This is a genomic window from Williamsia sp. R60, from assembly GCF_054063855.1.
In genome coordinates this window covers 600016-625561 of the sequence record NZ_JBSSGR010000003.1, presented here as the reverse complement: position 1 = coordinate 625561, position 25546 = coordinate 600016, and the positions used below count along the sequence as shown (strand labels likewise).

22 protein-coding genes are annotated in these 25546 nt (G+C 65.6%); 10 read left to right on the top strand and 12 right to left on the bottom strand.

The window, feature by feature from the left end; genetic code table 11:
• Positions 1 to 58: 58 nt before the first annotated feature.
• On the bottom strand, positions 59 to 958 hold the full coding sequence (locus ACVWY6_RS16325; RefSeq protein WP_457539435.1) for a diacylglycerol kinase: 900 nt from the start codon (positions 956 to 958) through the stop codon (positions 59 to 61).
• Positions 955 to 2580, bottom strand: coding sequence for an FAD-binding oxidoreductase (locus ACVWY6_RS16320; RefSeq protein WP_457539434.1), 1626 nt, complete (start codon positions 2578 to 2580; stop codon positions 955 to 957). Before ACVWY6_RS16320 ends, ACVWY6_RS16325 begins: the two co-directional genes overlap by 4 nt.
• A 20-nt stretch (positions 2581 to 2600) precedes the next feature.
• Between ACVWY6_RS16320 and ACVWY6_RS16315 the strand changes: the two genes are divergently transcribed.
• From ACVWY6_RS16315 to ACVWY6_RS16305, 3 genes are read left to right on the top strand one after another with little or no spacing between them, the layout of a single operon-like run.
• Positions 2601 to 3197, top strand: a complete 597-nt coding sequence (locus ACVWY6_RS16315) for a TetR/AcrR family transcriptional regulator (RefSeq protein WP_457539432.1) — start codon at positions 2601 to 2603, stop codon at positions 3195 to 3197.
• The gene (locus tag ACVWY6_RS16310; protein ID WP_457539430.1) at positions 3194 to 4759 is read left to right on the top strand and encodes a glycerol-3-phosphate dehydrogenase/oxidase; all 1566 of its coding nucleotides are present in this window, start codon (positions 3194 to 3196) and stop codon (positions 4757 to 4759) included. The genes ACVWY6_RS16315 and ACVWY6_RS16310 overlap by 4 nt, the downstream gene beginning before the upstream one ends.
• Before the next feature lie 15 nt (positions 4760 to 4774).
• Positions 4775 to 5941, top strand: coding sequence for an acyl-CoA dehydrogenase family protein (locus tag ACVWY6_RS16305; RefSeq protein WP_457539428.1), 1167 nt, complete (start codon positions 4775 to 4777; stop codon positions 5939 to 5941).
• Here the strand turns inward: ACVWY6_RS16305 and ACVWY6_RS16300 are convergent.
• Positions 5935 to 7026 carry an aminotransferase class V-fold PLP-dependent enzyme gene (locus ACVWY6_RS16300; RefSeq protein WP_062796119.1) on the bottom strand — a complete coding sequence of 364 codons (1092 nt, stop codon included), beginning with the start codon at positions 7024 to 7026 and terminating at the stop codon, positions 5935 to 5937. The genes ACVWY6_RS16305 and ACVWY6_RS16300 overlap by 7 nt on opposite strands.
• A 114-nt stretch (positions 7027 to 7140) precedes the next feature.
• Here ACVWY6_RS16300 and ACVWY6_RS16295 point away from each other — a divergent pair, with 114 nt between their 5' ends.
• Both ACVWY6_RS16295 and ACVWY6_RS16290 read left to right on the top strand, forming a co-directional pair.
• Positions 7141 to 7686, top strand: coding sequence for a hypothetical protein (locus tag ACVWY6_RS16295; RefSeq protein ID WP_457539426.1), 546 nt, complete (start codon positions 7141 to 7143; stop codon positions 7684 to 7686).
• Between the two features lie 188 nt (positions 7687 to 7874).
• Entirely contained in the window at positions 7875 to 9377 is a 1503-nt protein-coding gene (locus tag ACVWY6_RS16290) for an AMP-binding protein (protein WP_457539424.1), read from the top strand.
• A gap of 18 nt (positions 9378 to 9395) precedes the next feature.
• Here the strand turns inward: ACVWY6_RS16290 and ACVWY6_RS16285 are convergent, their stop codons facing one another.
• Genes ACVWY6_RS16285 through ACVWY6_RS16275 form a run of 3 tightly spaced genes read right to left on the bottom strand, consistent with a single transcriptional unit; the run spans position 9396 to position 11022 of the window.
• Positions 9396 to 10199 (bottom strand): hypothetical protein, encoded by an 804-nt coding sequence (locus ACVWY6_RS16285; protein WP_062796123.1) that lies wholly within the window; start codon positions 10197 to 10199, stop codon positions 9396 to 9398.
• Complete coding sequence (locus ACVWY6_RS16280) at positions 10196 to 10612, bottom strand: hypothetical protein (RefSeq protein WP_030166927.1); 417 nt, start codon at positions 10610 to 10612, stop codon at positions 10196 to 10198. Before ACVWY6_RS16280 ends, ACVWY6_RS16285 begins: the two co-directional genes overlap by 4 nt.
• Entirely contained in the window at positions 10609 to 11022 is a 414-nt protein-coding gene (locus ACVWY6_RS16275; RefSeq protein WP_023958350.1) for a hypothetical protein, read from the bottom strand. Before ACVWY6_RS16275 ends, ACVWY6_RS16280 begins: the two co-directional genes overlap by 4 nt.
• Positions 11023 to 11082: 60 nt before the next feature.
• Here ACVWY6_RS16275 and ACVWY6_RS16270 point away from each other — a divergent pair, with 60 nt between their 5' ends.
• On the top strand, positions 11083 to 11799 hold the full coding sequence (locus tag ACVWY6_RS16270) for an EthD domain-containing protein (protein ID WP_457539421.1): 717 nt from the start codon (positions 11083 to 11085) through the stop codon (positions 11797 to 11799).
• 3 nt (positions 11800 to 11802) lie between these two features.
• On the opposite strand, the gene ACVWY6_RS16265 is transcribed toward ACVWY6_RS16270, so the two are convergent.
• A complete protein-coding gene (locus ACVWY6_RS16265; protein ID WP_457539419.1) occupies positions 11803 to 12645 on the bottom strand; it encodes an LLM class flavin-dependent oxidoreductase in 843 nt (280 codons plus the stop codon).
• A 12-nt stretch (positions 12646 to 12657) separates the two neighbouring features.
• Positions 12658 to 14016: an MFS transporter gene (locus ACVWY6_RS16260; protein ID WP_084248091.1), complete on the bottom strand. Its 1359-nt coding sequence runs from the start codon at positions 14014 to 14016 to the stop codon at positions 12658 to 12660.
• A 24-nt stretch (positions 14017 to 14040) separates the two neighbouring features.
• Here ACVWY6_RS16260 and ACVWY6_RS16255 point away from each other — a divergent pair, with 24 nt between their 5' ends.
• Both ACVWY6_RS16255 and ACVWY6_RS16250 read left to right on the top strand, forming a co-directional pair.
• The gene (locus tag ACVWY6_RS16255; RefSeq protein ID WP_081729758.1) at positions 14041 to 14637 is read left to right on the top strand and encodes a YqgE/AlgH family protein; all 597 of its coding nucleotides are present in this window, start codon (positions 14041 to 14043) and stop codon (positions 14635 to 14637) included.
• Between the two features lie 145 nt (positions 14638 to 14782).
• Positions 14783 to 16786, top strand: a complete 2004-nt coding sequence (locus tag ACVWY6_RS16250) for a CocE/NonD family hydrolase (protein WP_457539417.1) — start codon at positions 14783 to 14785, stop codon at positions 16784 to 16786.
• A gap of 35 nt (positions 16787 to 16821) precedes the next feature.
• Here ACVWY6_RS16250 and ACVWY6_RS16245 read toward each other — a convergent pair whose 3' ends face one another.
• A complete protein-coding gene (locus tag ACVWY6_RS16245) occupies positions 16822 to 17235 on the bottom strand; it encodes an SdpI family protein (RefSeq protein WP_457539415.1) in 414 nt (137 codons plus the stop codon).
• An 83-nt stretch (positions 17236 to 17318) separates the two neighbouring features.
• On the opposite strand from ACVWY6_RS16245, the gene leuS reads away from it, so the two are divergent.
• The gene (gene leuS, locus ACVWY6_RS16240; protein WP_457539413.1) at positions 17319 to 20171 is read left to right on the top strand and encodes a leucine--tRNA ligase; all 2853 of its coding nucleotides are present in this window, start codon (positions 17319 to 17321) and stop codon (positions 20169 to 20171) included.
• Between the two features lie 34 nt (positions 20172 to 20205).
• Here leuS and ACVWY6_RS16235 read toward each other — a convergent pair whose 3' ends face one another.
• The 3 genes from ACVWY6_RS16235 to ACVWY6_RS16225 all read right to left on the bottom strand — a co-directional run bounded on the left by ACVWY6_RS16235 (position 20206) and on the right by ACVWY6_RS16225 (position 23844).
• Positions 20206 to 20646 carry an SRPBCC family protein gene (locus ACVWY6_RS16235; protein WP_457539411.1) on the bottom strand — a complete coding sequence of 147 codons (441 nt, stop codon included), beginning with the start codon at positions 20644 to 20646 and terminating at the stop codon, positions 20206 to 20208.
• A 100-nt stretch (positions 20647 to 20746) separates the two neighbouring features.
• Positions 20747 to 23041 (bottom strand): FHA domain-containing protein, encoded by a 2295-nt coding sequence (locus ACVWY6_RS16230; protein ID WP_457539410.1) that lies wholly within the window; start codon positions 23039 to 23041, stop codon positions 20747 to 20749.
• An 11-nt stretch (positions 23042 to 23052) separates the two neighbouring features.
• Positions 23053 to 23844 (bottom strand): LppX_LprAFG lipoprotein, encoded by a 792-nt coding sequence (locus tag ACVWY6_RS16225; RefSeq protein WP_457539408.1) that lies wholly within the window; start codon positions 23842 to 23844, stop codon positions 23053 to 23055.
• A gap of 160 nt (positions 23845 to 24004) precedes the next feature.
• Here ACVWY6_RS16225 and ACVWY6_RS16220 point away from each other — a divergent pair, with 160 nt between their 5' ends.
• Positions 24005 to 25498, top strand: coding sequence for a cytochrome b5 domain-containing protein (locus tag ACVWY6_RS16220; protein WP_023958361.1), 1494 nt, complete (start codon positions 24005 to 24007; stop codon positions 25496 to 25498).
• Positions 25499 to 25546 lie beyond the last annotated feature (48 nt).

Genomic DNA, 25546 nt, shown 5'->3' with positions numbered 1-25546 from the left:
GGGCTCTGCGGAAGGGAAGCCCCGTGCGGCTTGGATTGGTGCCCGACGACGACGGCGGCTACGCCAGGAACGTTACCGCACCCGGTCGCACCTCGATGGTTGCCGGCAAACGCCCGATCCGGTCGCCATCGGCATAGATCGGCGCGGTGGGTACGCAGTCCAGGACAATGCGTGAACCACGGAACTGCTCGACCTCTTTGTGCTCGATGTGCTTGCCGCTGTACATGGTCGGGAACAATCCGAACATCTTCAGGCGTGGTCCGTGAGAGATCAGCGTGAGGTCGAGCAGGCCGTCGTCGATGACCGCCGACGGCGTGATCTTCATCCCACCGCCGTACGAGGGTGTGTTGCCCACCGCCGCCAGGATGAGATCGCGTTCGAATGTGTTGTCGTCCAACGTGATCCGATAGTGAAACGGCTTCATCCGTGCCAGTTCGGCGACCGCCGCCAGTGGATAGCGCAATTGCCCCTTGGGCCAAGACATGTTGTTCGCGCGCTCGGTGACCAGTGCGTCGAGTCCGGTGGCCGCGACCGTTCCGAAAACGGCACTGGGGCCGTCGGCCGGCGTGATGACCGCGATGTCGAACGGTCGGCGACGCCCGGCCGCGATGATGGCGGCCGCAGCAGCAGGGTCGTCGGTGGGGATCCCCAGAGCGCGTGCGTGGTCGTTGCCGGTCCCGGCCGGGATGAGACCCAGCGGGACACCGGTGTCGCCGACGGCCTCCAGGGCCAGGCGAACGCTGCCGTCGCCGCCGACCACCACCAGGGCGTCGATGTCGGATGCGGCCGCCGTGCGCGCGAGTTCGCGGGCGTCGTCTGGGTCGCGGCCGACCAGCTCGGTCACCTCCACACCGCGGTCACGCAGCGCGGCGAGTGCGGTGGTTGCGGCGCGCACGCCGAGGCCATGGCGGGCAGCGGGATTGATCAGAGCGGACACCCTGGCGATCGCAGTGGTCATGGGATGAGTTTGCCCGGGTTGAGGATGCCGGTGGGGTCGAGCGCGGATTTCACCGCGCGCAGCACCCGCAGTCCCACGTCGCCGACCTCGTCCGCCAGCCACGGCCGGTGGTCGGCGCCGACGGCGTGATGGTGGGTGATCGTCGCACCGGAATCGATCATCGCTTGTGATGCAGCGCTTTTCGCATGCAACCACTGCCCGATGGGATCATCTGTGGCCCGGTAGACCACCGTGAAGTACAACGAAGCCCCGGTGGGGTAGGTGTGGGAGATGTGGCAGAGGACAAGGGCGGGCGAGCCGGATTCCTCGATGGCGGTGGTCAGGGCTGTGGCCACGGCAGCCTTGGTGTCAGCCAGTGCGGCCCACGTGGTCGCGGTCTCGAGGGTTTCGCAACCGACGCCGATCGCGAGCAGCGCATCACGTAGGTACGGGGCGTTGAACCTGCCGTGCGCCCAGGCGTGTGCGGGTTCGGCGCCCATCGATGTGGCGCCGGCAGCCGAGAACAGGGCTGCGGTGAGGTCGCGGCGCGCGGCGGCGAGATCGTCTGTGCCCTCGAAGGTCGTGATCGCCAGGCAGCCGCCTGACCGGGCGCCGTCCTGATCACCTGCGCCGATCTCGGCTGGCCTCGCCAGATTCACCCCGGTCTCCGCCTCATCCGACAACCGCATCACCGTAGGACCACTGCCTTGCTGTGCCACGGCACGCAACGCATCTGCGCCGGAGGCGAAGTCGGGAAAGTGCCACGCTTCGCCGATGGTCACCGGGGGGATGCGGCGAACTCGCACGGTGACCTGCGTGATGATCCCGAAGGTGCCTTCCGAACCGAGGAACAGTTGCCGAAGGTCAGGCCCGGCAGCAGTTTTCGGCGCGCCACCCAGGTCGAGGGTGCCAACGGGCGTGACCACTCGTAGGCCGGTCACCATGTCGTCGAAGCGCCCGTACCCGGCTGATGCCTGCCCCGACGATCGGGTGGCCGCGAACCCGCCGATGGTGGCGAACTGAAAGCTCTGTGGAAAGTGCCCGAGTGTGAAGCCGTGTTCGGCGAGAAGTTGTTCGGCGGCCGGTCCGGTCACCCCTGCGCCGAGGGTGGCCTGCCCCGACACGGTGTCGATCGCGATCAGTTCGTCGAAACGGCGCAGGTCGACCGACAGCGTCGCGCGGTGTTCGCCGCTGTCGGGATCGAGGCCACCGACCACGCTGGTGCCGCCGCCGAAGGGCACCACGGCCACCTCGGAGAGCGCGCACCACTGCAGCAGGGCATGTACCTCGTCGTCAGACGCGGGGATCGCCACACCGTCCGGCGCGGCCTGCTCTATCTGCTTGCGTCGCAACAGGTCCAGGGTGGATTTGCCGCCGGATCGGATCAGCCGATCACCGTCGGCGGTCGAGACGGCGTCGACGATCGCGCGCAACGCATCGAGGTCGGTGTCGGTCAGGCGGGTGGGGGACAGGCGCACCCGATCGGCGGTCGGTGCATCGATCGGATCGCCGGAGATACCCAAGACGCCGACGAGAAGGTTCTTGATGTCGGCGGAGAGGTGGGTGGCCGCCGCTTCGGCTCCCCACGCATCCCACTTCATCGGGGGAAGCGGTAGTGCGTGTTGTGGATAGTTCACCGTCATGCGTTACAGTTTTACACAATATGTCAATCCGTCACGCCAAGATCGCCGCAGTGGGCGATCCCTCCGTCGCCGACCGCGTTCTCGACGCGGCGCGGACATGTCTCGTGCGCGCAGAAGGCGGCAAGATCACCCTCGCCGAGGTCGCGCGACTGGCCGGAGTGAGTCGGCCGACCGTGTACCGACGCTGGCCCGACGTGCAGTCGGTGACCGCCGACCTCGTCACGAGGGAGATGAGCCGGGTCATCGCCGGCGAGCCGCCACAAGGCACATCGCTGGGGGACAAGGTCGACCGAATTGTCGCCGTGGCCGACGCCATCCGTCGCAACGACCTGTTCGCGGTGTTGTGGAGTGAGCCGTCGGCAGCGCTGGCACCGTATGTGTTCGTCAGGTTCGGGCGGAGTCAGCAAGCGGTGCTCGCACTTCTGAACCGCACGATCGCAGACGGTCAGCGCCGCGGCGACATCCGCGACGGCGATCCGGACCAGCTGGCCACCATGGTCCTGCTGATCTGCCAGTCCACGATCCAGTCCCACGCGATCGTCGAACCCATTCTCGGTGAGCGATGGTCGCCAGAACTGCGGCACGCACTCATGTCCTATCTGAGGAGCGCGCCATGACCGGCCGACCCCTGTCTTTTGCCGACGCGTCGTTGAACGCCGACCGCCGCACCAGCGAACTCGCACACCTCGCTTCGCGCACCGATCCGGTGGACGTACTGGTCATCGGTGGGGGTGTCACAGGGGCCGGGGCGGCACTCGATGCAGCAGCCCGCGGGCTCTCGGTGGTGTTGGTGGAGGCGCATGACCTGGCCTTCGGAACCAGCCGATGGAGCAGCAAACTCGTCCATGGCGGTCTGCGATACCTCGCGACCGGCAACATCGCGATCGCACGCGAATCCGCGCTCGAACGTCATCGGGTGATGACGGTGATCGCACCGCATCTCGTACGGCCGGTCGGCCAGCTGCTGCCCGTCTACTCCGACACCCCGTTTGTCGCCAAGGTCGCGGCCCGCGCAGGCATGCTTGCCGGAGATGTGCTGCGGCACAACGCCAAGACCCCTGCCACCGTATTGCCGCGCTCACGCCGGGTATCGGCGCAGCGCGCCGGCGAACTGTGTCCGGGAATCCGGACCGATGGGTTGCGGTCGGCGGTCCTGGGACACGATGGGCAGCTCATCGACGATGCCCGTCTGGTGGTCGCACTCGCGCGTACCGCGGCGGGTCTCGGCGCCAGTATCTGTACCTACACCCGCGCCTCCGATGTCACCGGGCACGGCGCTGTGCTCACCGACACCCGGACGGGCCACAGCTTCCCGATCGCAGCCCGGTCGGTGATCAACGCCACCGGGGTGTGGTCGGGCCAGGTCGACGATTCGATACGCCTACGACCAAGTCGCGGAACGCATCTCGTGGTCGACGCCGCTGCTGTGGGGAATCCGACCGCCGCCCTCACCGTTCCGATGGCGGGCAGCATCAGCCGGTTCGTCTTCGCACTGCCGCAGCAGCTGGGCCGGGTGTACATCGGGCTCACCGACGAAGACGCACCAGGCGACATCCCGGACGAGCCCACCCCGTCCAAGAACGAGATCGATCTGCTGCTGAACACGATCAACCAGGCACTGCGCCGAGAACTCACCCGGTCGGACATTCGCGGCACCTACTCGGGACTGAGACCGCTGATCGACGACGGCGGCACGGGGGAGCGGGCCACCGCGGACCTGTCGCGCAACCATCTGGTCCGAGTCAGTCCCACCGGTGTGATCACGGTGGTTGGCGGGAAGCTGACGACCTACCGCCAGATGGCCCAGGACGCCGTCGACGAAGCCGTCCAGCGCGGCGGCATACGCGCTGCATCGTGCGAGACCGAGTCACTGGCGCTGGTGGGCGCCGTCGGGCGGACCGGCGACAGCACGTTGCCCGAGTCGCTGGTGGCGCGGTTCGGTGCCGAGGCCGAGCGCGTCATCGAGACGGCCACGGTGAGCAACCCGGCCGGCCGAATAGCCGAGGACATCGACGTCACCCGGGCCGAAGTGCAGTACGCGCTGACCGCCGAAGGGGCGCTGAACGTTGATGACATCCTGGCCAGACGCACCCGAATTGCGTTGGTGCCCAGCGATGCCGACGCGGCACGCCCGGCAGTCACCGAGATCGTCAAGGCGGCCGTGTCTGCGAGCGCTTGACCCTATCCTGGTGCGATGAGCGAAGTCACCGAGGACGACCTGGCCGACATCCTGGCGGCAACCCGGAGTTTTGTGCGTGAGCAGGTGGTTCCGCGCGAGCAGGAGATCGCCGACGGCGATGCGATTCCTGCCGACCTCCTGCAGGCGGCCAAGGACATGGGCTTGTTCGGGTTTGCGATCCCTCAGCAGTGGGGTGGTCTTGGTCTGGACCTCGAACAGGATGTCCGACTCGCACAGGAGTTGGGCTACACGAGTCTGGCCTTCCGGTCGAGCCTCGGCACCAACAACGGCATCGCTGGTCAGGTGCTGGTGGAGTTCGGAACCGATGAACAGAAAGAAGCCTGGCTGAGCCGGATCGCATCGGGCGAGGTGGTGGCGTCGTTTGCGCTCACCGAGGATGGGGCCGGTTCGAATCCGGCGGGCCTACGAACGAAAGCCGTTGCTGACGAGGATGATTGGGTGATCAGCGGCGAGAAGCGCTACATCACCAACGCGCCGTGGGCCGATCTGTTCGTGGTGTTTGCGCGCTACCGGCCGGCCGATGAGACCGGCCCGGGCATCGCAGTCTTCCTGGTGCCTGCCGATACCCCCGGAGTGAGTGTGGGCCCGAAGGATTCGAAGATGGGCCAACAGGGGTCGGTGACCGCCCAGGTCTTCTTCGACGACGTCCGGGTGCCCGGCGCGTCACTTGTCGGCGGCGATCCAGAGGTGGGATACCGGGCAGCCATGACCATCCTTGCCCGTGGCCGCATCCACATCGCGGCAGTCGCAGTCGGGCAGGCGCAACGTGCACTGGACGAATCGGTGCGGTACGCCGCGCTGACGACGCAGGGAGGCACCACGATCGGCGACTTCCAGTTGGTGCAGGCAATGCTCGCCGACCAGCAAACCGGTGTGATGGCCGGCCGGGCGCTGGTGGCCGAGGCAGCACGCAAATGGGTCAGCGGGGAGGACCGGCGCATCGCGCCCTCGGTGGCAAAGCTGTATTGCACCGAGATGCTCGGCAAGGTCGCCGACCTCGCGGTTCAGGTACACGGCGGCAGCGGATACATCAGAGGTGTTGTGGCCGAACGCATCTACCGCGACGCGCGACTCCTGCGGTTGTACGAGGGCACCAGTGAGATACAGCGGCTGATCATCGGCTCAGGCCTGGTGCGGGCGGAGAAGAAGAGGGCTCAGTAACCCATCCCGCGAAGTTCGTTCGCGAGCTGGTCCAGGTGCGACCGCTGGACGTCGAGGTGCGGGCTGATCCGCAGCACCGACTGCTCGGCACTGAGCGGCGCACGCCAGCTGTCGGCGCAGGTGACCAGGATGCCGATGGACCGCAACTTGTCTCGTGCCGCCAGGACGTCCGACGGGCCCCAGCCCGGGGGAGGTGCGAGGGTGACGATCGCCGAGGGCTCGTTGATCGGTTCGATCACCTCCCAGCTGCCGATGCCGTGCAACCGCTCCCGGGTGAACTGCCCGATGGCCGCGAGTTCGCGGCTGACCCGCTCGGGGCCGAAGCTCTGCAGCTCCTGGATCGCCACACCCAGACCGAGACGACCCGCGACAAACGCTTCGGAACTCTCGATCTCCGCAGGCCGTACCGAGTCGCCGCGCACGGCGAGGAAACCGACGCCGCGAGGACCGGCCAGCCACTTGCGGCTCGTTCCGTAGACCACGTCGGCACCGGAAGCGCAGTCCCGTTGACCGAACGACTGGGCGACATCGACCACCACCGGTACCCCGGCGGTACGCGCCAGCTCGACGATCTTCTCGACCGGCTGCACGACTCCGCTGTGAGATCCGATGTGGCACACGTGGATGAAGTCGGGCTGCTCGAACTGCAGCATGTTCTCGAGCGCATCGGTGTCGACGTGTCCGTACACGTCGGCGGACGGGATGGTGTGCACGGCGTACCCGCGGCGCTCGAACTCGTCGAGGTTGGGCCCGAACTCGTTTTTGGCCACCCATACCGATGCCGAGATCGGGAGATTCCAGAAGGTCAGCAGCGCGCGGAGCGCGGCCTTCGCCGACTCGCGGAACGCGAGCTCATGCGCCTGGCGCCCGACGAGCGTGGCGATGTCACGACGGCACCGGTCCAGCGACTCGGTGATCTGTTCCTGGGCCACGTAGGCGCCGCGCTCGGCTTCGCGCCACAGGTGGGCGGTGATGGTTTCGATGACCTGATTCGAAGCGCGCGATGCCGCGGCGGAATCGAGGTGGATGCTGACGGGCTCTGTTCGGGCCCGATGCCATAGGTCACCGAGCTCGCTGACGTACATCCGAAGGTCCTCCTCGCAGGTCATGCTGGGTGACGCCGGGCACTGGGGTCGCTCTTACGCTACCGCGAAGGGGCACGGCGGAACCCGTCACCCACCAGCGCCGTCCAAGTACTCATGGAACCGACGATCGAGTATGTCTTCGGGGCCGGTGACGGGCGGACCAGCACCTGGACCTCGTCGGCAGATCTGACCCTCGGAGGAGGTGCTCCGGATGCGGTTCGGCTCGACTTCGACGGCGACGGACTGTCCGACGATGCGTTGTGGGATCGCGACCATGACGGACGGGCCGACTGCAGCGCGCTCGACCTCGACGACGACGGCGCCGTCGACGCCTGGTTCACCGACGATGGTTCAGGAGTGTGGGGAAGGCGGTCCGAGGGCCTTGCCGGTGCCGGACCGGACGTGCCGCCTGATCCGCCCCGTTCGCCCTCGCCGGTAAACCCAGAAGAGCCGTCTGCACCATCAGGGGAGCGTACGTTCGACAGCAACGCCGATGGACAGGACGACATCGCGGTCTCCCGCACCGGCGGGCGGCTCTACATCGACACCGATGACGACGGGAAGTTCGATCAGGTGCTGATCGACTCGGATCTGGATGGTGCCGCCGACTCGGGGGCCCATCCCGGGCCGGAAGGTTTGACGTTCGACCGCTATGGGTAGCTCCGCTAACAGTCTGGGGCTATCGACTTCATCGGAGAATCGACGGATAGTTCGCACAGACGGCTGCTCGAATCGGGCGACGAGTCTCAGGGCGGTTGCCGCCCCTGTCAGCAGCCACCCTGAGAGCCACCCCTCGCTCCACTTGAATGACCGTTACGATCAGAAATGGAAGTAAGGCTCAGTCAACCATGAGGGCAGATGCAGTGCAAGACTTCGGGGCGGCCCAGGAACACGCACAGCCTCTGGTGCTCTGCGGGTCCACCGTGCGCACGCATCAAGAGTGCTTCGACCGGGCGGGTCGGCTGGCATCAGCGCTGGTCGACTGCGGCATCGAGTTCGGTGAGAGGGTCGGACTCCTCGCCTTCAACAGCGTCGACTTCCTCGAGATCTCCATCGCCATCGCCTCTGCGGGAGGCAATCCGGTACCCATCAACTGGCACTGGACCGCACCGGAGATCACCTACCTGCTCGACGACTGCGAACTGCGGATCCTCTTCTGCGACACCATGCACATGCGCACCGCCCGCCAGGCCGTCGCGGCGGCCCGCTCGAATGTTCAGATCGTCGAGGTCACCGGCGACGGCGTGAACCGCCGCAATTCGCACGAAGCGCTCATCGCGAGTCGGTCCGACGGGCTCGAGAACCGGGATGACGCCATGGCGTCCTCTCTCGGCCTGATCTACACCTCGGGTACCACGGGCAGACCCAAAGGGGTTGTGCGCGAACGCATGAGCGTGGATCAGATGCTCACCGTGGCCAGCGCCACGGCCGAACGCATGGGAGTCCGTCAAGGCGGCCAGCTGCTCGTCGCCGGACCGCTGTATCACGCGGGTCCCAATGCCTTTGCTCTCCTCGGCCTGCGGATCGGCTCGAACGTCACACTCATGCCGAGATGGGATGCCGAAGATTTCCTCGAGTTGATCCACACCAGGCGTATCGAGCAAGCCAAGGTCGTCCCCACGATGCTCTCCCGGTTGCTGTCGCTGCCACCCGAGGTTCGGGCCGCCTATGACGTGTCGTCCCTGACGCACCTCGTCCATTCGGCGGCGCCGTGCCCACCGGCCATCAAGCGTGCTTCCATCGCGTGGTTCGGGGACGCGGTCCAAGAGTTCTTCGGCTGCACCGAAGGCGGAATCATCACCTGGATCGACGCGCAGGAGTGGTCGGAGCGGCCAGGATCGGTCGGCCGTCCGGTCGACGGTTCTTCGGTGAGGATCGTCGACGACAAGGGCCGGCCGGTGCCGGCCGGAACGGCGGGGCGTGTACAGATCCAGCCGGCGCCGGACTGGCCGGCCTTCACCTACCTGCGCAGCCCCACGCCGGCCCGGTTCCCTCTGGATGTGGGCGATGTCGGCTACGTCGACGACGACGGATACCTGTTCTTGACGGGCCGCAGCACCGAGGTGATCATCTCCGGCGGGGTCAACATCTATCCCGCCGAGATCGAGGCCGCCGCGATGGAACTGGCGTACGTCGAAGACGCTGCCGCGGTCGGCCGACCACACGAGGGTGACCTGGGGGAGCAGGTGGCCCTGTATGTGGTGGCCAGGCCCGGCTACGACGTCCAGCCGACCCAGCTGCTCGATGCGCTCAGTGAGCGCTTGGCGTCATACAAGCTGCCACGGATCATCGAGGTGCTCGACCATCTCCCGCGCGACGACAGCGGCAAGGTCTACAAGTTCAAGCTGTGAGGTTGTGCCCGAGTCGTTTCAGGCGGCGGGATTGTGCCGGCGCAGTCGCCGGTCTTCGAGCGCTCGCGCGGTGCGGTAGGTGCGGCCGGCACGCCACACCTGGAACGCGGCCTCGAGACTGAGAAGCAGCGACCCGGCAACGCAGAAACCGAGCGCCAGCAGTCCCAGTGTGACGCTGACAGGGCTTGTCTCGGCTATGGGGATGTCCGCGATATAGATGAGCGCGGTTCCGACGAACTTCCACGCCGCCCAGCCCACACCGAAGAGACCGCCCAGGCCGACGAGATAGCGCAGCGGGCCGAGCTCGGAGCGCACCACGGTCCAGCCGAGAAAGCCTGCCGGAAGACCGATCCAGATGGCGAAGACCGCCTCGTACAGAACAACGTTGAAGTGGTCACCGTATTCGGTGAGGAAGTTGGCCGACGGCGGGAAGTCCGCGTGCACGAGGGTCATGTTGATCACCGCGACGGACGCCGCGGCACCGAGCACCAGGATCATCACCCGTTGGTGCAGTTCGGGATCGGTCCACTCGTCGCCGTCGGGATCCAGGCTGTTCCTCCGGATCGCGATCAATGCACCGACCAGCGCACAACCGGCAAGCACAGCTGATGTTGCGCCCCACATGCGTTCGGCAGTGGTCATCAGATGTCGTACCCCGTCTTCGGGTACGAGCGCTAGGTAGTTCTCTCCGGTGAGGCAGTAAAACGTGATGCACACACCGAAGACGATTGTCGTGGCACGGCGATACCAACCGCCTCGGAGGGCGATCAGGATTCCCAGGGCCACCCCTGTCCAAGCCAGGGCCCCGAGAAGGGTGTTCATGCCACGATGCCAACAGCTCCGAATGCAGCGGTCAGGGCGCGATTGGTCCGGGGCTCATTGCCTCGGCCTTCGGCGAGCGTGCCCACTGTGGTCGCAAAGGCCTCGGCCTTGGCCTCCCGGCGTGAGTTCTGATCGCAACCGTCGTGGCCTGCCAGCAGGTGCCAGGCCTCATGCGCGGCGATGTGGATGCGATGGGCAGTGGAGACGTTGCCCGGGATGACGATGATCGCGGTGCCGTTTGCGGTACGCAACGCCGCCCCCGTCAGTTCGCCTGAGGTCAGGCTGTCCGAGGTGATGCAGCGAACCGCGCAATCGAGTTGGCGGGTGAGGCGGTGTTCGAAGTCCTCCCAGGACCAATCACCTTCGGGGGTGATCGCGGCGGCCAGGCGGAACATCTTCTGTCGGGTCATCATTGTCCGACGCTCTTCTCTGCTTCCAGTACCCGGCTCACCTCGCGGAGCAACGTCGCCAGTTCGGCTCGCCCGGTCGACGACAGCTGGTCGGCGCGAAGCCCGGCCACCTGTAGTCCCGTTTCTTCGATCGCCGCCTGCACCTCTTCGCCTAGAGTGCGGGGGTTGTTCGAAAAGTGGTCTTTGGAGACCCCGAAGAAGGAGCAGATGGCGTCGCGAACGGCGCCGTCGACCTTCATCACGCGACCCTTGCGGATCCGCCACACGAACTGCCGGTCGATGTTGCGGCCGGTTTCTGCCGTGACCCAATCAGCGATCTCGGCGTTCGCGGTACGAGACCCACCCGGCCACCGAATGGCACAGAGCTTATTGAGCTCGATAGCGAACTCCGACACCTCATCACGATTGCGCATGCGGTAATAATGCCAGGTCCAATACCACTTTGTCGCCACAGTCTGCAGTCGAGGTCGAGCATGGAAAAAGTCATGATGTCCGTTCGCGCCCCCGTTCCCGACGACGAATGGTGCTCTGAACTGCGAAAACGTGTCGTGGAATTGACTGCGAAAGCGGACTTTTCGGGGGTCACCATCAATGTCCGGGATTCGCCTGTGACCGACTCGATCATGACTCTGACCACGCTGGAACCTCCGATTGTGGCCGTCATCAGCGTGTGGACCCACCAAAACTACGGTCCCGGTGTCTCGGAATTGATCAACACTCTCGAAAGCGATTATCGAAACCCCGACTACGAAAACATCGCCGCCTATCTCGTCACCGAATCGATTCCACTGCCGCCGCCTGTTGTCGAATCGGGCACCAGAACACCCGGGCTGGCGAACATGGCGTTTCTGCGCAGACCAGAACACATCGATGAACAGACGTGGCTGCGACGGTGGCATCTCGACCACACCAGCGTGGCGATCGAGACGCAGTCGACGTTCGGCTACGTGCAAAACGCGGTGGTCAGGCCGCTCACGGCTACGTCGCCACCGCTCACTGCCATCGTCGAGGAACTGTTCCCGATCGAGGCGGTTCACGATGTGCACGCTTTCTTCGGCGCCGCTGACGACAAAGATCTGGCGGACAGGATGGGCCGGATGCTCGCGAGCACCGGCGCGTTCGGTGCCGACCAGAACATCGACACCGTGCCCACGAGCCGCTACGTCTATTCGACCCCGTTCCGCGACTGAGCGTCAGGGCCTGGGCGGGCCGGCCTCGATCCGTTCGAGTTGATAGGCGATGGGGTCGGCAGACGCGGATTCCCAATCGGAGTCGAGCCACCAGGTGATGCCCGCAGCGGCAAGCTCCCCAGCCTGTTCGCGTTCGGCGGCCGGGTCGGACAGGTCGGCAGTGCCTTCGTAGACGATGTCGTAGTTTCCCGTGAAACCAAGTTCGGCCCGCAATTCGCGGATCTCCCTGGCCACCCTCGCCCAGTGCTCCACCGAAACCGGTACCACGCCTTCGATTCCGGGGTCACGAGGGAAGTTCGGTAGGAGCCCGTCGCACCGAGCCGCTCGAGCCATGGACTTGCGGGCACCTTGTAGTCCGACACACCAGGTGGTGATCCGCGGCTGCTGGACCGGCGGCAGTGGCAGCTCGAAGCCCGTCGGCTGCACCTGATAGTGCTTGCCGTCGTAGGCGAACGGCTGCCCAGCCCAGAGACCGAAGAGCACGTCGAGTCCCTCATCGAACAGCTCGGCGCGGGTTTTACGGCCCTGGTCGCGCTCGAAGGCCAGCCACCCGGGATGCAGGGCGCCCATGCCGACGCCGAGGATCACACGGCCGTTGCTCAGCCGGTCGAGGGTGGTGGTCGTCGAAGCCAGATCCCACGGTTTGCGGCGGGGCAGTGGGGTGAGCATCGTGCCCAGGCGGATGCGCTCGGTGCGCATTGCCGCGGCCGTCAGCGAGATCCAGGGGTCGTTGCCCCACAGTGCCTCCCAGCCGAAGACGGCGTCCCAACCGGCCGCTTCCGCCGCGACCGCCAATTCGGCGAACTCCATGCCGGCGCCCTTCGGGAACACGATTCCGTACTGCACGCCGCCTCCTGGTCAGATGGTGATCTTCTCCGGTGATGACCGATTGTTGACCACACGTACGACAAAGATCGCCACCACGTAGACCACGGAACCCGCGATGATCAGATCGGGCGACTTGCCGTTGTCCGCAATCGTCAAGGCCGCCACGAACACCGCACCGACAAATGCGAAATTGAAGAGCGCGTCCTGGAACGAAAATGCCTGCCCGCGACGGGCGTCGTCGACGTCCATCTGCATCGCGGCGTCGGCGCACAGCTTGCACACCTGGCCGATCAGTCCGAGCACCACGGCAGCAACGCAGATGACGATCCCGTTGAACGTGCACAGCGCGATCTGGGCAAGGGCTCCGACCGCCAGCGCCGACACCACCGCCCGTGTCCTGCCGATGCGGGCGACGAGGAACGGTGTGATCACCGCCGCCAGGAACATCCCGACCGCGATCATCCCGGCCACCAGGCCGAAGCCGGTGAGCCCGCCACCGAGCGACGAATGTTTGGTCAGCACCAGCAGCACCAAGGTGTTGACCCCGAAGACCAGCCGGTGGGCGCCGACCGCCGAGAGGGCCGCGGCCACCGATGGCACCTTCCAGACGGCCCGGGCTCCATGGCCCAGACCCACCGCGACCGCACGCAGTGCCGAACCGCCGGGACTTCGTGCCCGCGATCCGCCGACGACGTCGGGGTGGTCGGGTCCGAGCTGAAGTGGTTCGAAGCGGTGGGCGATGAAGGCGGCGATCAGAGCCACCACCACTGCACCCATCGTGGTCGCGGCACTCCCGGTGTTGTCGGAACCGAAGATCTCACGCAGGACGAGAGCTCCGCCGGCTCCGGCGGCCAGAGCGCCCGCACCGATGGTCGTGAAGAAGGAGTTCATTCCGACGAGGTGCTCGCGCGCGGCAACGTGTGGCAATCCCGCCGAGAGTCCGGACGCCACGAAACGACTCGCGCCGGTCACCGCCAGGGCGGCGATGAGGACGCCGGTGTCGCCGGTTCCGGTGGCGATCACGATCGCCACAAGGCTCACCAGCACCGCGCGCAGGACATTGGCCCACACGAGCACGGTGCGCCGATCCCAATGGTCGAGGAGGGCGCCGGCGAACGGGCCGATCACCGAGTAGGGGAGAAGTAGTACGGCCATTCCGGCGGCGACGGCCATCGGGTCGGCGTGCCGTTCGGGATTGAACAGGATCGCGCCGCCCAGGGCGGCCTGGAAGAGCCCGTCGGTGAACTGGCTGCCCAGACGGACCGCGAGCAGCCGAGAAAGGCCCGGTGAACAACGAAAAGACCTGATGAAGTCCCGCAGAGGTAACCGGTGGTCACCGATGGGGGAGGGCGGCACGGTTGCCGCCGTGGTGGGTTCGACGTTCACCATGTCCAGCGTACAAACACCTCGCCGGTGGCGTGCGATGATGAACGCGTGTCACCGAGTACCGCCCAGGTGTCTGCCGGCAGTCTGCTGATGGCCTCAGCCGATCTCGCCGAGCCCACGTTTCGCCGAACGGTGATCTACGTCATCGAACACAATGACGCGGGCACGCTCGGGGTGGTCTTGAACCGGATGAGTCAGACTGCGGTGCACAATCTTCTGCCGGCATGGACCGACACGGCCGCCCGGCCGAAGGCGATCTTCGTGGGCGGGCCGGTCAAGCAGGACTCCGCTCTGTGTCTCGGTGTCGTCAAGCCGGGTATGCCCATCGACCACCTTCCCGCCCTTCGCCCCGTCGAAGGCCGCGTGGTGCTGGTGGACCTCGATGCCGACGCCGATGATCTCGGGTCGGTGCTGACCGGCGTCCGGATCTTCGCGGGCTACGCGGGCTGGGGGATCGGGCAACTGGGTGACGAACTCCGCCAGGGAAGCTGGATCGTGGCGCCGTCGCTGGCCGACGATGTCCTGGTACCCGCGGACGTCGATCTCTGGGCACAGGTGCTGCGCCGTCAGCCGTGGCCGCTGCCGCTGTTGTCCACTCACCCGATCGAACTCGAACGAAACTGACAACCCGTCCTGGCCGGGTCACCGAACTGTTACGGTTCGATTCGAAATCGGTGACGGTGAGAGACAGGCGTCGCCGGGTGTGGGGAGTTGGAGGGGTCCGATGTCAGGGTGGGTTCGTAGGAACGGTTTCGGCAAAGTCGCTGTGATGGCCGGTGTCACGACGGTGGCACTGATGGCCGGGTTGATCAATCCGGTTGCGGCGCAAGCAGATCCGACCGCGGGAGCGAACGGGCAGCAGTGGACTGCCGGACACGATCAGGGCCTGCGGTACCCGGACGTCAACGTCCAGTGGGACGTGCCGATCACGATGAGCGACGGCACGGTTCTCAAGGCCAACGTCTACCGTCCGGCGGATGCCGCCCATAATCCCGTCGCCACCAAGACGCCCGTGATCGTGAACATGACCCCGTACACCAAGCTGGTGTCGGCGGTGGCCGATGCGGCGTTGTCGAACCCGGTGCTCGGTCCGCTGGCCGACCAGCTCGCGGGGATGATCAATCTGTCGGGTACACCGATCGATGGCATCAACGACTTCGCGGGCGCGATCCGCGGTGGCTTTGCCCGCACCTTCTCCGTCGACCAGAAACTGGTCCGTAGCGGTTACACCCAGGTGGTGGTCGATGTGCGCGGAACCGGTTTCTCCCAGGGTGTCTGGGACGTCTTCCGTGAGCGCGAGCAGAAGGACACCGTCGAGGTGATCAACTGGGCGGCAACGCAGGGCTGGTCGGACGGCAACGTCGGGATGAGCGGTGTCTCCTATTCGGGGATCAACCAGATCCAGGCTGCCAACAAGAACCCCGAGCCGCTCAAGGCGATCTTCCCGGTGGAGCCGGGCGGCGACCTCATCCGCGACATCGTCGCGCCGGGCGGCGCCCTCGGCGTCGGCTTCCTGCCGGCATGGCTCGCGTTGGTCAACGGCTTGAAGTTCGTCCCCGACGTCCAGTCGATGCTCAACGGCACCTTCGACTGGAAGTGGTTGTCGGACAGGCTCACCGATCCGGCGGTGTTCGCGCCGCAGCTGTTAGACGCGCTCTTGTCGCCGACCATCGAGTCGATTCCGCCGCGCACGATGAACCTGCTCGACAGCGCGTCCGCCGAGCGCGTGGGCTGGCGCGATCTCGCCGAGAACATCGAGGTGCCGACGATGCTCTACGGCGGCTGGTTCGACCTGTTCACCAACAGCGAGTGGCGGATGTACGACAAGATCCCGCTCTCCGGCGGCAAGAAGCAGCTGATCATGGGCCCCACCTACCACATCACCGGTGGCGCCGGCTTCGGTGATCCCGGCAGCCCACCCCGGCTCGACGTGCTGCAGAAGGCGTGGTTCGACAGGTGGCTCAAGGGCATCGACAACGGGATCGAGAACTACGGGCCTGCCACGCTCTACCAGTTGGGCAACGGCTGGACCACGGCGTCGGACTTCCCGCGCCCCGGGATGAACTACCAGCGGATGTACCTGTCCGACCGCTCGAGCGGTACCGCGCCGCACGCCGTCCGCGACGGCTCGCTGTCGACGGAGCCCTCACCGAGTCGGGGCCGGATGACCGTTGCCCCCGGCCTGGCCACCCTGTGTTCCCGCGATGCGGCCCAGCAGACCGCGGGCCTGGTGGGGATCTTCCCGTTCTGTGCCGACGACGCGCGGATCTCGGAGTCCACGGCCCTGGCGTTCACCAGTGCGCCGGTGCAGGTGCCGACAACCATCAGCGGGCCGGTGAACCTGCACCTCAACACGGTGATGGACGCAACCGATGGGTATTGGACGGCAACGCTCAACGACGTCGCGCCTGACGGTACGTCGACCGTCCTGACGTCGGGCCAGGTGATGGCGTCGTTGCGTGCCCTCGACGCGGAGAAGACGGGTTACGCACCCAACGGCGACGTGGTGGACCCGGTCAACACGCTGACGCTGGAAACCCGGCAACCGGTGCAGCCGGGCAAGGCAGTCCAGCTCGACGTCGGTCTGCTCGCGACGGACGCGTTGATCAAACCGGGCCACCGGCTGCGGGTGGACGTGTTCGCGATGAACTTCCCGAAGGGGCTGCCGCTTCGGCCGCTGCTGAACGAGTCGGAGCTCAAACCGGAACACATCCAGCTCGATCCGAATGCCCCGAGCTTCCTCAGCATCCCGGTGTCGATACCGGCACCCTGACCTGGGCGGCGTCGCCGTTGACTGTGGCCGTTTGGCTAGTTGGTGCACACCTTCTGCAGTGAGCAGCTGGCGCAGCCACCGCTCTGGCCACAGTCCGATGCGGGCTCTTCGACAGTGGTCGCTGCGCGGATGCCGAATGACCCGATGACGCCGGCGATGACCACACCGACGACGATCGCGGCGAGCGCGAGGACGACACCGGCTCCGCCGCCGAGCGCGAAGGCGAGGATGGCACCCATCGCGAGGATGGCTCCGGCGCAGATCAACCCCGGGCCGGCCACGCGGTTGGCGACGACAAACGCGTCGTCATTGCGCATGGTCTCTGCCGACCTGACACCGAACCACCGGTTGCGAGGCAGCTTGCGAGTGGTGCCCAGGGCACCCACCGTGAGGAAGATCAGCGCCAGCACCAGCGTGATAGCGGCGAGGATGAAGGCGGCGATGGTCACCCCACCACCATACGATTGCTGTGCAAATCGCCCGTCGGAAGGCCTGCGTACGGCGGCTGCGAGCAACGCTTTACGCTGGTCAAGTGACTGGTTCGACGACTCCTGGCCCTGACGACACCCTGCAGCACCGCTATACCGCGGACCTGGCCGGGCAGATCGAGGAGCGCTGGCAGCGGAATTGGACAGAAGGTCGTACCTTCGAGGCCCCCAATCCGACCGGTGAACTGGCCGGTGACCTCTCGTCGTTCAACGGACCGGACGCCAAGCTGTTCGTCCAGGACATGTTCCCGTACCCGTCGGGCTCGGGGCTGCACGTCGGGCACCCGCTGGGCTTCATCGCCACCGATGTGTACGCGCGCTACCACCGGATGAACGGCTACAACGTCCTGCACACGATGGGCTTCGACTCCTTCGGGTTGCCCGCAGAGCAGTACGCCGTGCAGACCGGCACGCATCCGCGCACCACCACCGAGGCCAACATCGAGCGATACCTCGAGCAGATCCGCAGGCTGGGCCTCGGTCACGACGAGCGGCGACGGGTGGCCACCACCGACGTCGAGTTCTATCACTGGACGCAGTGGATCTTCTTGCAGATCTACGACGCCTGGTACGACGCAGAGCAGGGTAAGGCGCGGCGTATCCCTGAACTGATCGCCGAGCTGGAATCGGGCGCCCGCACCCTGGCGGACGGCCGGACCTGGTCGGAACTGGATCAGGCCGCCCGCAACGACGTGATCGACGAGTACCGGCTGGTCTACCAGAGCGATTCACTCGTCAACTGGTGCCCCGGGCTGGGAACTGTGCTGGCCAACGAAGAGGTCACCGCGGACGGCCGCAGCGACCGCGGCAATTTCCCGGTCTTCCGTAAACGCCTGCGCCAGTGGATGATGCGCATCACTGCCTACAGCGATCGCCTCCTCGACGACCTCGACCTGCTGGACTGGCCCGAGAAGGTCAAGACCATGCAGCGCAACTGGATCGGCCGTTCGCGCGGTGCCCAGGTGTCGTTCGGTGTGCCCGGCACCGATCACCAGATCGAGGTGTTCACCACCCGGCCCGACACGCTGTTCGGTGCCACGTACATGGTGCTCGCGCCCGAACACAAGCTGGTCGACGAGCTCACCACCGCTGCCTGGCGGGCCGACGTCAACTCGCTCTGGACCTTCGGTGCGCCGACTCCCGCGGCCGCGATCGCGAAGTACCGGGAGACCATCGCGGCCAAATCCGACCTGGAGCGCCAAGAGAACAAAGAGAAGACCGGTGTCTTCACCGGCAGCTACGCGACGAATCCGGTCAACGGACAACAGATCCCGATCTTCATCGCCGACTATGTGCTCATCGGTTACGGTACCGGCGCCATCATGGCGGTGCCGGCACACGACCCCCGCGACCACGAGTTCGCGACGTCGTTCGGTCTGGAGATCATCGAGGTGATCGGTTCGGAACAAGGTGTCGCCGAGCAGGCGTACACGGGTGACGGAACGCTGGTGAACTCCGGATTCCTCGACGGGATGACGGTGGAGGACGCCAAGGCGGCGATCATCGAGCGGCTCGAGTCCGAGGGTGCCGGCAGCGGGACGATCCAGTACAAACTGCGCGACTGGCTGTTCGCCCGGCAGCGCTACTGGGGCGAGCCCTTCCCCATCGTCTACGACGAGAACGGCGCACCGCATTCGATCCCGGATTCGATGCTGCCGGTCGAGCTGCCCGACGTGATCGATTATGCGCCTGTCTCTTTCGACCCCGACGACGCTGACAGTGAGCCGTCGCCGCCGCTGGCCAAGGCCACCGATTGGGTGCATGTCGAACTCGACCTCGGGGATGGTCTCAAGCACTACACCCGCGACACCAACGTGATGCCGCAGTGGGCGGGCAGCTCCTGGTATCAGTTGCGCTACATCGACCCCGAGAACTCGGAAGAGTTGTGCGCCAAGGAGAACGAGGCCTATTGGATGGGCCCGCGTCCGGAGTTGCACGGACCGCAGGACCCCGGTGGCCTCGACCTCTACGTCGGCGGCGTGGAGCACGCCGTGCTGCACCTGCTGTACTCGCGCTTCTGGCACAAGGTGCTGTTCGACCTCGGACACGTCACCTCGGCAGAACCGTACCGCCGTCTCTACAACCAGGGAATGATCCAGGCGTACGCGTTCACCGATTCGCGGGGCATCTACGTCCCGGCCGAAGAGGTCACCGAAGAAGGTGGCAAGTTCTTCTACCAGGGTCAGGAAGTCAACCGCGAGTACGGAAAAATGGGCAAGTCGCTCAAGAATTCCGTTGCGCCCGATGACATCTGCCGCGAGTACGGCGCCGACACCCTGCGTGTTTACGAGATGTCGATGGGTCCGCTCGACACCTCCCGCGCCTGGGCGACCAAAGACGTGGTGGGCGCCCAACGATTCCTCCAGAGGGCCTGGCGCCTGGTGGTCGACGAGGCGACCGGCGACATGCGGGTCACCGAAGAACCGCTGGCTGACGACACCAATCGTCTGCTCAACAAGACCATCGAGGGCGTTCGGGAGGACTACGCGAACCTGCGCGACAACACCGCGGTGGCCAAGCTGATCGAGCTCACCAATCACCTCACCAAGCAGTATCCGAAAGGGGCTCCGCGAGAAGCGGTATCACCGTTGGTGTTGATGCTCGCACCGGTCGCGCCGCACATCGCCGAAGAGCTGTGGGGCAGGCTGGGCGGCAAGGGATCGCTGGCGCACGGGCCGTTCCCGACGCCGGATCCGCAGTGGCTGGTCGAAGACACCATCGAGATCCCGATCCAGGTCAAGGGCAAGGTCCGCAGCCGGATGACGGTGGCCGCCGACGCAGACGAGGCCACTCTGCGGGCAACGGCATTGGCGGACGAGAAGATCGCGCCGTTGATCGACGGCGAACCGCGCAAGGTGATCGTGGTGCCCGGCCGAATGGTCAACATCATCCCTTGAGCTGAAGTGGACCACGGCGACAAGCCCGCCTTTGTCAGGCGGGCTTGTCCAGCTGTGCCCTCAGCGCCGAATCGGTGTGGCGCACAGCCTGTCCCACGACAGGCTCGATCACCGCGCCCAGTGCGCGACCGGCGATACCTCCCGGGAGGTCGTACGACATCTCGACGTTGACGTCGGTGCCGGTCGCGGTGTCCTCGAAGCGCCACACCGTGGCGGCGGAGAAGCCTTTGACCGATTCAAGGCGGACCAGCTCGTTCTCGACGAACTCCGTGACCTCGAGGGTGGCCTTGAGAGCCTTCGGGCCGACGTTCATCACCACGTCGAACGTGGCTCCGAGCCCATAGATGGTCTCCGACACCGGTTCGAACTTCTTGACACCGAACATCCAGTCCGGGACATGCCGGTGGTCGTTGACATAGGCAAAGGCTCGTTCTCGCGTCGCCTTCACCTCGGAACTGTGTCGGACAACTCCCATGAACAACCCCCACCAATCGTCTGCGATTCGCGGACCCGCCACTGGGCCACGGCTTTCTGCACCTTATCGCGACCGCATCCCGGAGCGACGCGTTGAGGCTTCATGCCGATCGCTTGAGTCGCAGACGGCTGTAGATGAAGACCAAGAGCAGCAGCGCGATGACCCCGAGCACGCCGTAACTCGGGCCGAGAGTTGCCATATCGTGTTTCCACATCGGTTCGTCCTCGGTGGCGGCACCAGGGGTGGTCCATTGGACCTCCACGGTGGACGCCGCGGCGGCGTAACCCCACCGGGCGGGGACAAGCCAGGCAAGTTGCTCGAGGCCCATTCGATCGTGGAGGGCGAAGAGCCCGCCGCAGAAGACCAACTGCACCATCACCACCACCACAAGCGGTGGCATCGTCTGTTCCGGGGTGCGGACCGTCGCCGAGATCGCCAGGCCGATGAGCGCACCGATGCAGGTGAGCAGTGCGAGGTCGATGCCGAGTTCGATTGCACCGGGCAGGTATACGCCCTTACCCGGTGTGCCCCGGCCGGCATAGGTGATCACCAGCATGATCACCGTCTGTGCGATGGCTGCGAGGGCGAACACGACCACCTTGGCGGTGAGGTAGGCACCTGGCCGTAGGCCGACGGCACGTTCTCGCTCGAAAATGGACCGCTCGCCGACGAGGTCGCGCACCGTGAGCGCCGAGCCCATGAATGTCGCGCCGATCGACAGGACCACCAGGATCTGCAGTGTCTCGGTGGTGCCGGGGGCGTTCAGACCGAAACCGGCCGACCCCGGGATCACCAGGGTGAGTGCCCCCAAGACAACGGGAAGCAAGATCAGGAACATCAGATAGCCTCTGTCGGCGAAGATCAGGCGTATCTGACGTCGTGCGATCGTACTGACCTGGCGCAACGCGCTGGTCTGACGCGGTCGAGGCCGCGGCGACGATGGCGGTGGTGGTTGCGGCGGTCGGCGGCGCAGCGCGGTCGACCGGTAGCGGGTCGCCGCCTCATCGGGTCGCGCCGCGACGTACGCGAAGATCTCGGCCCAATCACCGGTCCCCATCGCGGCATTCACCGACTCCGGCGGACCACAGAATGCTGTCTTACCGCCGGGGGCCAACAGCAGCACCTGGTCGCAGATCGACAGATGCGCCACGGAGTGGGTGACCACGATGACAACCCGGCCTGCGTCGGCGAGTCGGCGCAGGGTCTGCATCACCTGGCGGTCGAGCGCCGGGTCGAGGCCGGAGGTCGGTTCGTCGAGGATGAGAAGCGCCGGGCCCGTCAGCAGTTCCATCGCCACCGATGCCCGTTTACGTTGTCCCCCTGACAGTTTGTCGATGCGGGTGCCGGTGTGCTCGGTCAGTTGCAGCTCGGCGAGCACGCCGTCGATCACGGCGTCGCGGTCGGCACGGGACGTGTCGGGCGGCAGTCGCAACTGCGCGGCGTAGCGCAGGGCCTGGCGCAGGGTGAGCCGTCCGTGCAGCACGTCGTCCTGCGGGACCATGCCGATGCGCGTTCGCAGGGCCTCGTACTCCTCGTGGACGCTGCGACCTTCGAAGGTGACCTGGCCGGCGGTGGGATGCCCGGCACCGGACACGATTCGGGAGACGGTCGACTTCCCGGCGCCCGACGGCCCGATGATCGCGGTGAGAGTGCCCGGCGCAGCGCTGAACTCGATGTCGCTGACGAGTTGCTTCCGGTCGACCGTGAGGCTGACCGAGCTGACGTGGACACCGCCGGCGACCACCGACTGGTCCTGTCCCCGGACGAGTTTGCCGTCCGTGACCACGAAGTCGCTGTTGCCGATGGTCACCACGTCGCCGTCGGTCAGCTGGTGCCGCATCACTCGGCGACCGTTGACGTAGGTGCCGTTGACACTGCGTAGATCTTCGATCAGCAGCCCCTGCGGTCCGCTGATCATCTGGGCGTGACGACGCGAGGCGAGCACGTCGCTGACCACGATGTCGTTGTCGGGTGTGCGCCCGATCCGGACCGTGGAACCACGGGCGATGTCCAGGGCCTCGCGCTGCGGTGGCGGCGACTGGTTCTGCGCAATGGCCTGCAGGTGAGGCATATTCGTCGGTGTGATGCTCTCGACCACCCGGATCTGGAGGAGCGGGCCGTTGTGGGGGTCACCGAGGCGAATCTGCTGACCCCGGCCCACCGGCACCGATTGCACACGCCGGCCGTCGAGATAGAGGCCGTTGGTGCTGCCTTCGTCGGTCACCACCCAGCCGCCCTGCCAGCTCACCATCGCGTGGCGCCGCGAGATGAGCGGGTGGTCGACGGTGATGTCGCATTCGGGTACCCGGCCGATGGCCAGCTGCGGGGCCGGTCGTACCGACCGGGGCACACCGTCGACCCACACCTGTAGTTCGGTCCTTGTGGGCGCGGTCATCTCACCACTCGTCACTGCTGTGGGCTGGCGATGGTGAACGGCTTCTGCCAATCAGAGGTGATGATGTCCACTTTTCCGTCGTCGACGGTGATGGTCGCCTGGACGAGGTTGTACGGCGCCTCGGCGGCTACCCACAGGGTGATCGGCAGGGTGGGTTGTGTCTTGTCGATTTCGGGGAGGATCGGTTTGAGCTCGGCACTGGCAATGGTGCCCTCCACCTTGATGGCCTTGACACCGTTGATCTCCTCGGTGCCGGCAGAGGTCGGATCCTGCACCTTGGCAATCACATTCGCCAACCCGAGGTCTTTGTCGAGGATCACCGCGGGGTCGTAGATACGGTTCGCCGGTCCCATGTTCGTGTACTCGGTGCCGCCGTCACCGTTGGTGTAGAGGTTGCCCTCGGAGACGATGAACTCCGACTGCGACAGGTTGTTGTTGATCCGGAACTCGCCGTCACCATGCGCTGCAACAGCGGGGCGGTTGGTCACGTCGCCGGTCAGATTCTGGATCGGCAGACTGTCGATCGAATCGCTGACATCCAGCACAATGTGTACCGAGTTCATCATTCGTGTCGTCTGAGAACTCTGCTCGACGACCGCGGTGGGATCGGACGCCGCCACCGACGGCGGGGCCTCCCGTGAACTCTCCAGAACGGGCGGAATCGACTGTGTGGTGGTGGGATCGGAGTTTGACCCACCACCGCACGCGGTGAGCAACACGGCGGAAAGCGACAGGGCGGCAGCCGCCGCGACAAGGGTGGTTCGCGAACGGACGGTTCGCGCTGGGCTGGGTTGGTTCGGCATGGTGACGGACGCTAGTGGACTGCCGACGACCCCGGAAGTCGGTCATTTGAATTCACGTCTGTGCGCGGCTCGGGAACATTCCGGCATGGCCCTGCCTCCTATCCCCAACTGAGGCAGAGGCCGTCCCCAAACGGACGGTGTGACACACGAAGGACAGCGCATGACTGACACCCATGTCGGGGATGAGGCCACCGACCTCGACCAGCCGGCGGAGGATCATGATCTCGGCAGGATGCCCGGTCCCGACGGCGGGCCCCGGCTCGCGAACGTCTGGGTCTATCGAGGGCGCGCCTACGACCTGACCGACTGGATCTCCAAACATCCCGGTGGCGAGTTCTTCATCGGACGTACCAAGAACCGCGACATCACCTCCATCATCGGTTCGTACCACCGTGATCCGGAAAAGATCGAGCGGATGCTCCAGAAGTACGCGCTGGATCGTGATGCCGTCGTCGAGGACATCCATCCGAAGGCCAATGCCCCCGACTTCCTCTTCAAGGAGAACTTCGACAGCTGGCGCGACACCCCGCACTTTCGCTTCGACGACAAGAACGATCTCCTCCACAGGATCAAGGCCAGGCTCAAGGAACCCCAGCTGGCCGCCCGTTTGAAGCGGATGGACACGGTCTTCAACATTGTGGTGATCGGCCTCGTGGTCGCGTACTTCGCGGTACAGGGACTCCGGCTGTTCGACACCAGCTGGATGCCGTTGCCTGCCTTTGTCATTGCCATGGTGGTGCTGCGCTGCGGTATCGCCGGCTACGGACACTATGCGATCCATCGTCCCCAGAAAGGGCTGACGAAGGCGTTTGTCAGCGCCTTCGACGTCAACTACGTCGCGCTGTCGTTTGTCACCGCGGATGGCCATGCACTGTTACATCATCCGCACACGCAGAGCGAAGTGGACATCAAGAAGAACGTCTTCACCTTCATGATGGATCTGCCCAGGTGGTTCCGGGTGCCCATCCACACCGTCCACAAGTTCGGCCATACCGCGACGGGCATGGTGGTTCGGTTGCTGGAGATCTGCAAACTCACCCGGCAGGTCGGCATCGCCGACATGTACGGGTCGTGGAAGGGCGGCCTGCCCCACTTCATCGGTGCTTTCGGTGTGAGGGCTCTGTTGATCTCCGAACTGGTGGTCTTCATCGCGATGGGTGATGTGTGGGCCTGGGCTCTGCAGTTCGTCGCAACCCTCTGGTTCAGTACATTCCTCATCGTTGCCAGCCATGACTTCGACACCGACGCTCACGAACATCCCGACATCGACACCGACGACTGGGCGGTGGATCAGCTCGAGAAGGCCTACGACCTGAAGATCGTCGGCAACCGTTACATCGACTGCTTCTTGTCTGCCGGTCTGAGCTCGCACCGCGTTCACCACGTACTCCCGTTCCAGCGCAGCGGTTTCGCCAACATCGCCACCGAGGACGTGGTGCGCGAGGAGTCGGCGGCGTTCGGGGTCGAGTGGCTGCCCGCGAAGAGCTTCGTCACCGATCGATTGCCCAAACAGTGCCGTGTCTACCTGGGATCGCGGTCGCGGCCGGCCCAAGAACACGGCTGGGGGTTCTTCCGCGAACACTTCTCACCTGCGGCGCTCAAGACCTGCGCCGACTACACCATCAAGGGATTCACCGGCCTCGGCACGGTCTGAGTCCGAACATATTGTCTCTCAACAGCATTGAACCTGAAAGGAACTCCC

Bases quoted from the DNA above. Each gene is read 5' to 3' on its own strand.
- ACVWY6_RS16260 (WP_084248091.1), bottom strand. From the start codon at position 14,016: ATGGTGAACGTCGAACCCACCACGGCGGCAACCGTGCCGCCCTCCCCC.
- ACVWY6_RS16270 (WP_457539421.1), top strand. From the start codon at position 11,083: ATGGAAAAAGTCATGATGTCCGTTCGCGCCCCCGTTCCCGACGACGAA.
- ACVWY6_RS16285 (WP_062796123.1), bottom strand. From the start codon at position 10,199: ATGAACACCCTTCTCGGGGCCCTGGCTTGGACAGGGGTGGCCCTGGGA.
- ACVWY6_RS16225 (WP_457539408.1), bottom strand. From the start codon at position 23,844: ATGCCGAACCAACCCAGCCCAGCGCGAACCGTCCGTTCGCGAACCACC.
- ACVWY6_RS16230 (WP_457539410.1), bottom strand. From the start codon at position 23,041: ATGACCGCGCCCACAAGGACCGAACTACAGGTGTGGGTCGACGGTGTG.
- ACVWY6_RS16275 (WP_023958350.1), bottom strand. From the start codon at position 11,022: ATGCGCAATCGTGATGAGGTGTCGGAGTTCGCTATCGAGCTCAATAAG.
- ACVWY6_RS16320 (WP_457539434.1), bottom strand. From the start codon at position 2,580: ATGACGGTGAACTATCCACAACACGCACTACCGCTTCCCCCGATGAAG.
- ACVWY6_RS16300 (WP_062796119.1), bottom strand. From the start codon at position 7,026: ATGTACGTCAGCGAGCTCGGTGACCTATGGCATCGGGCCCGAACAGAG.
- ACVWY6_RS16220 (WP_023958361.1), top strand. From the start codon at position 24,005: ATGACTGACACCCATGTCGGGGATGAGGCCACCGACCTCGACCAGCCG.
- ACVWY6_RS16310 (WP_457539430.1), top strand. From the start codon at position 3,194: ATGACCGGCCGACCCCTGTCTTTTGCCGACGCGTCGTTGAACGCCGAC.
- ACVWY6_RS16305 (WP_457539428.1), top strand. From the start codon at position 4,775: ATGAGCGAAGTCACCGAGGACGACCTGGCCGACATCCTGGCGGCAACC.
- ACVWY6_RS16290 (WP_457539424.1), top strand. From the start codon at position 7,875: ATGAGGGCAGATGCAGTGCAAGACTTCGGGGCGGCCCAGGAACACGCA.
- ACVWY6_RS16280 (WP_030166927.1), bottom strand. From the start codon at position 10,612: ATGATGACCCGACAGAAGATGTTCCGCCTGGCCGCCGCGATCACCCCC.
- ACVWY6_RS16235 (WP_457539411.1), bottom strand. From the start codon at position 20,646: ATGGGAGTTGTCCGACACAGTTCCGAGGTGAAGGCGACGCGAGAACGA.
- ACVWY6_RS16250 (WP_457539417.1), top strand. From the start codon at position 14,783: ATGGCCGGTGTCACGACGGTGGCACTGATGGCCGGGTTGATCAATCCG.
- ACVWY6_RS16295 (WP_457539426.1), top strand. From the start codon at position 7,141: ATGGAACCGACGATCGAGTATGTCTTCGGGGCCGGTGACGGGCGGACC.
- ACVWY6_RS16325 (WP_457539435.1), bottom strand. From the start codon at position 958: ATGACCACTGCGATCGCCAGGGTGTCCGCTCTGATCAATCCCGCTGCC.
- ACVWY6_RS16315 (WP_457539432.1), top strand. From the start codon at position 2,601: ATGTCAATCCGTCACGCCAAGATCGCCGCAGTGGGCGATCCCTCCGTC.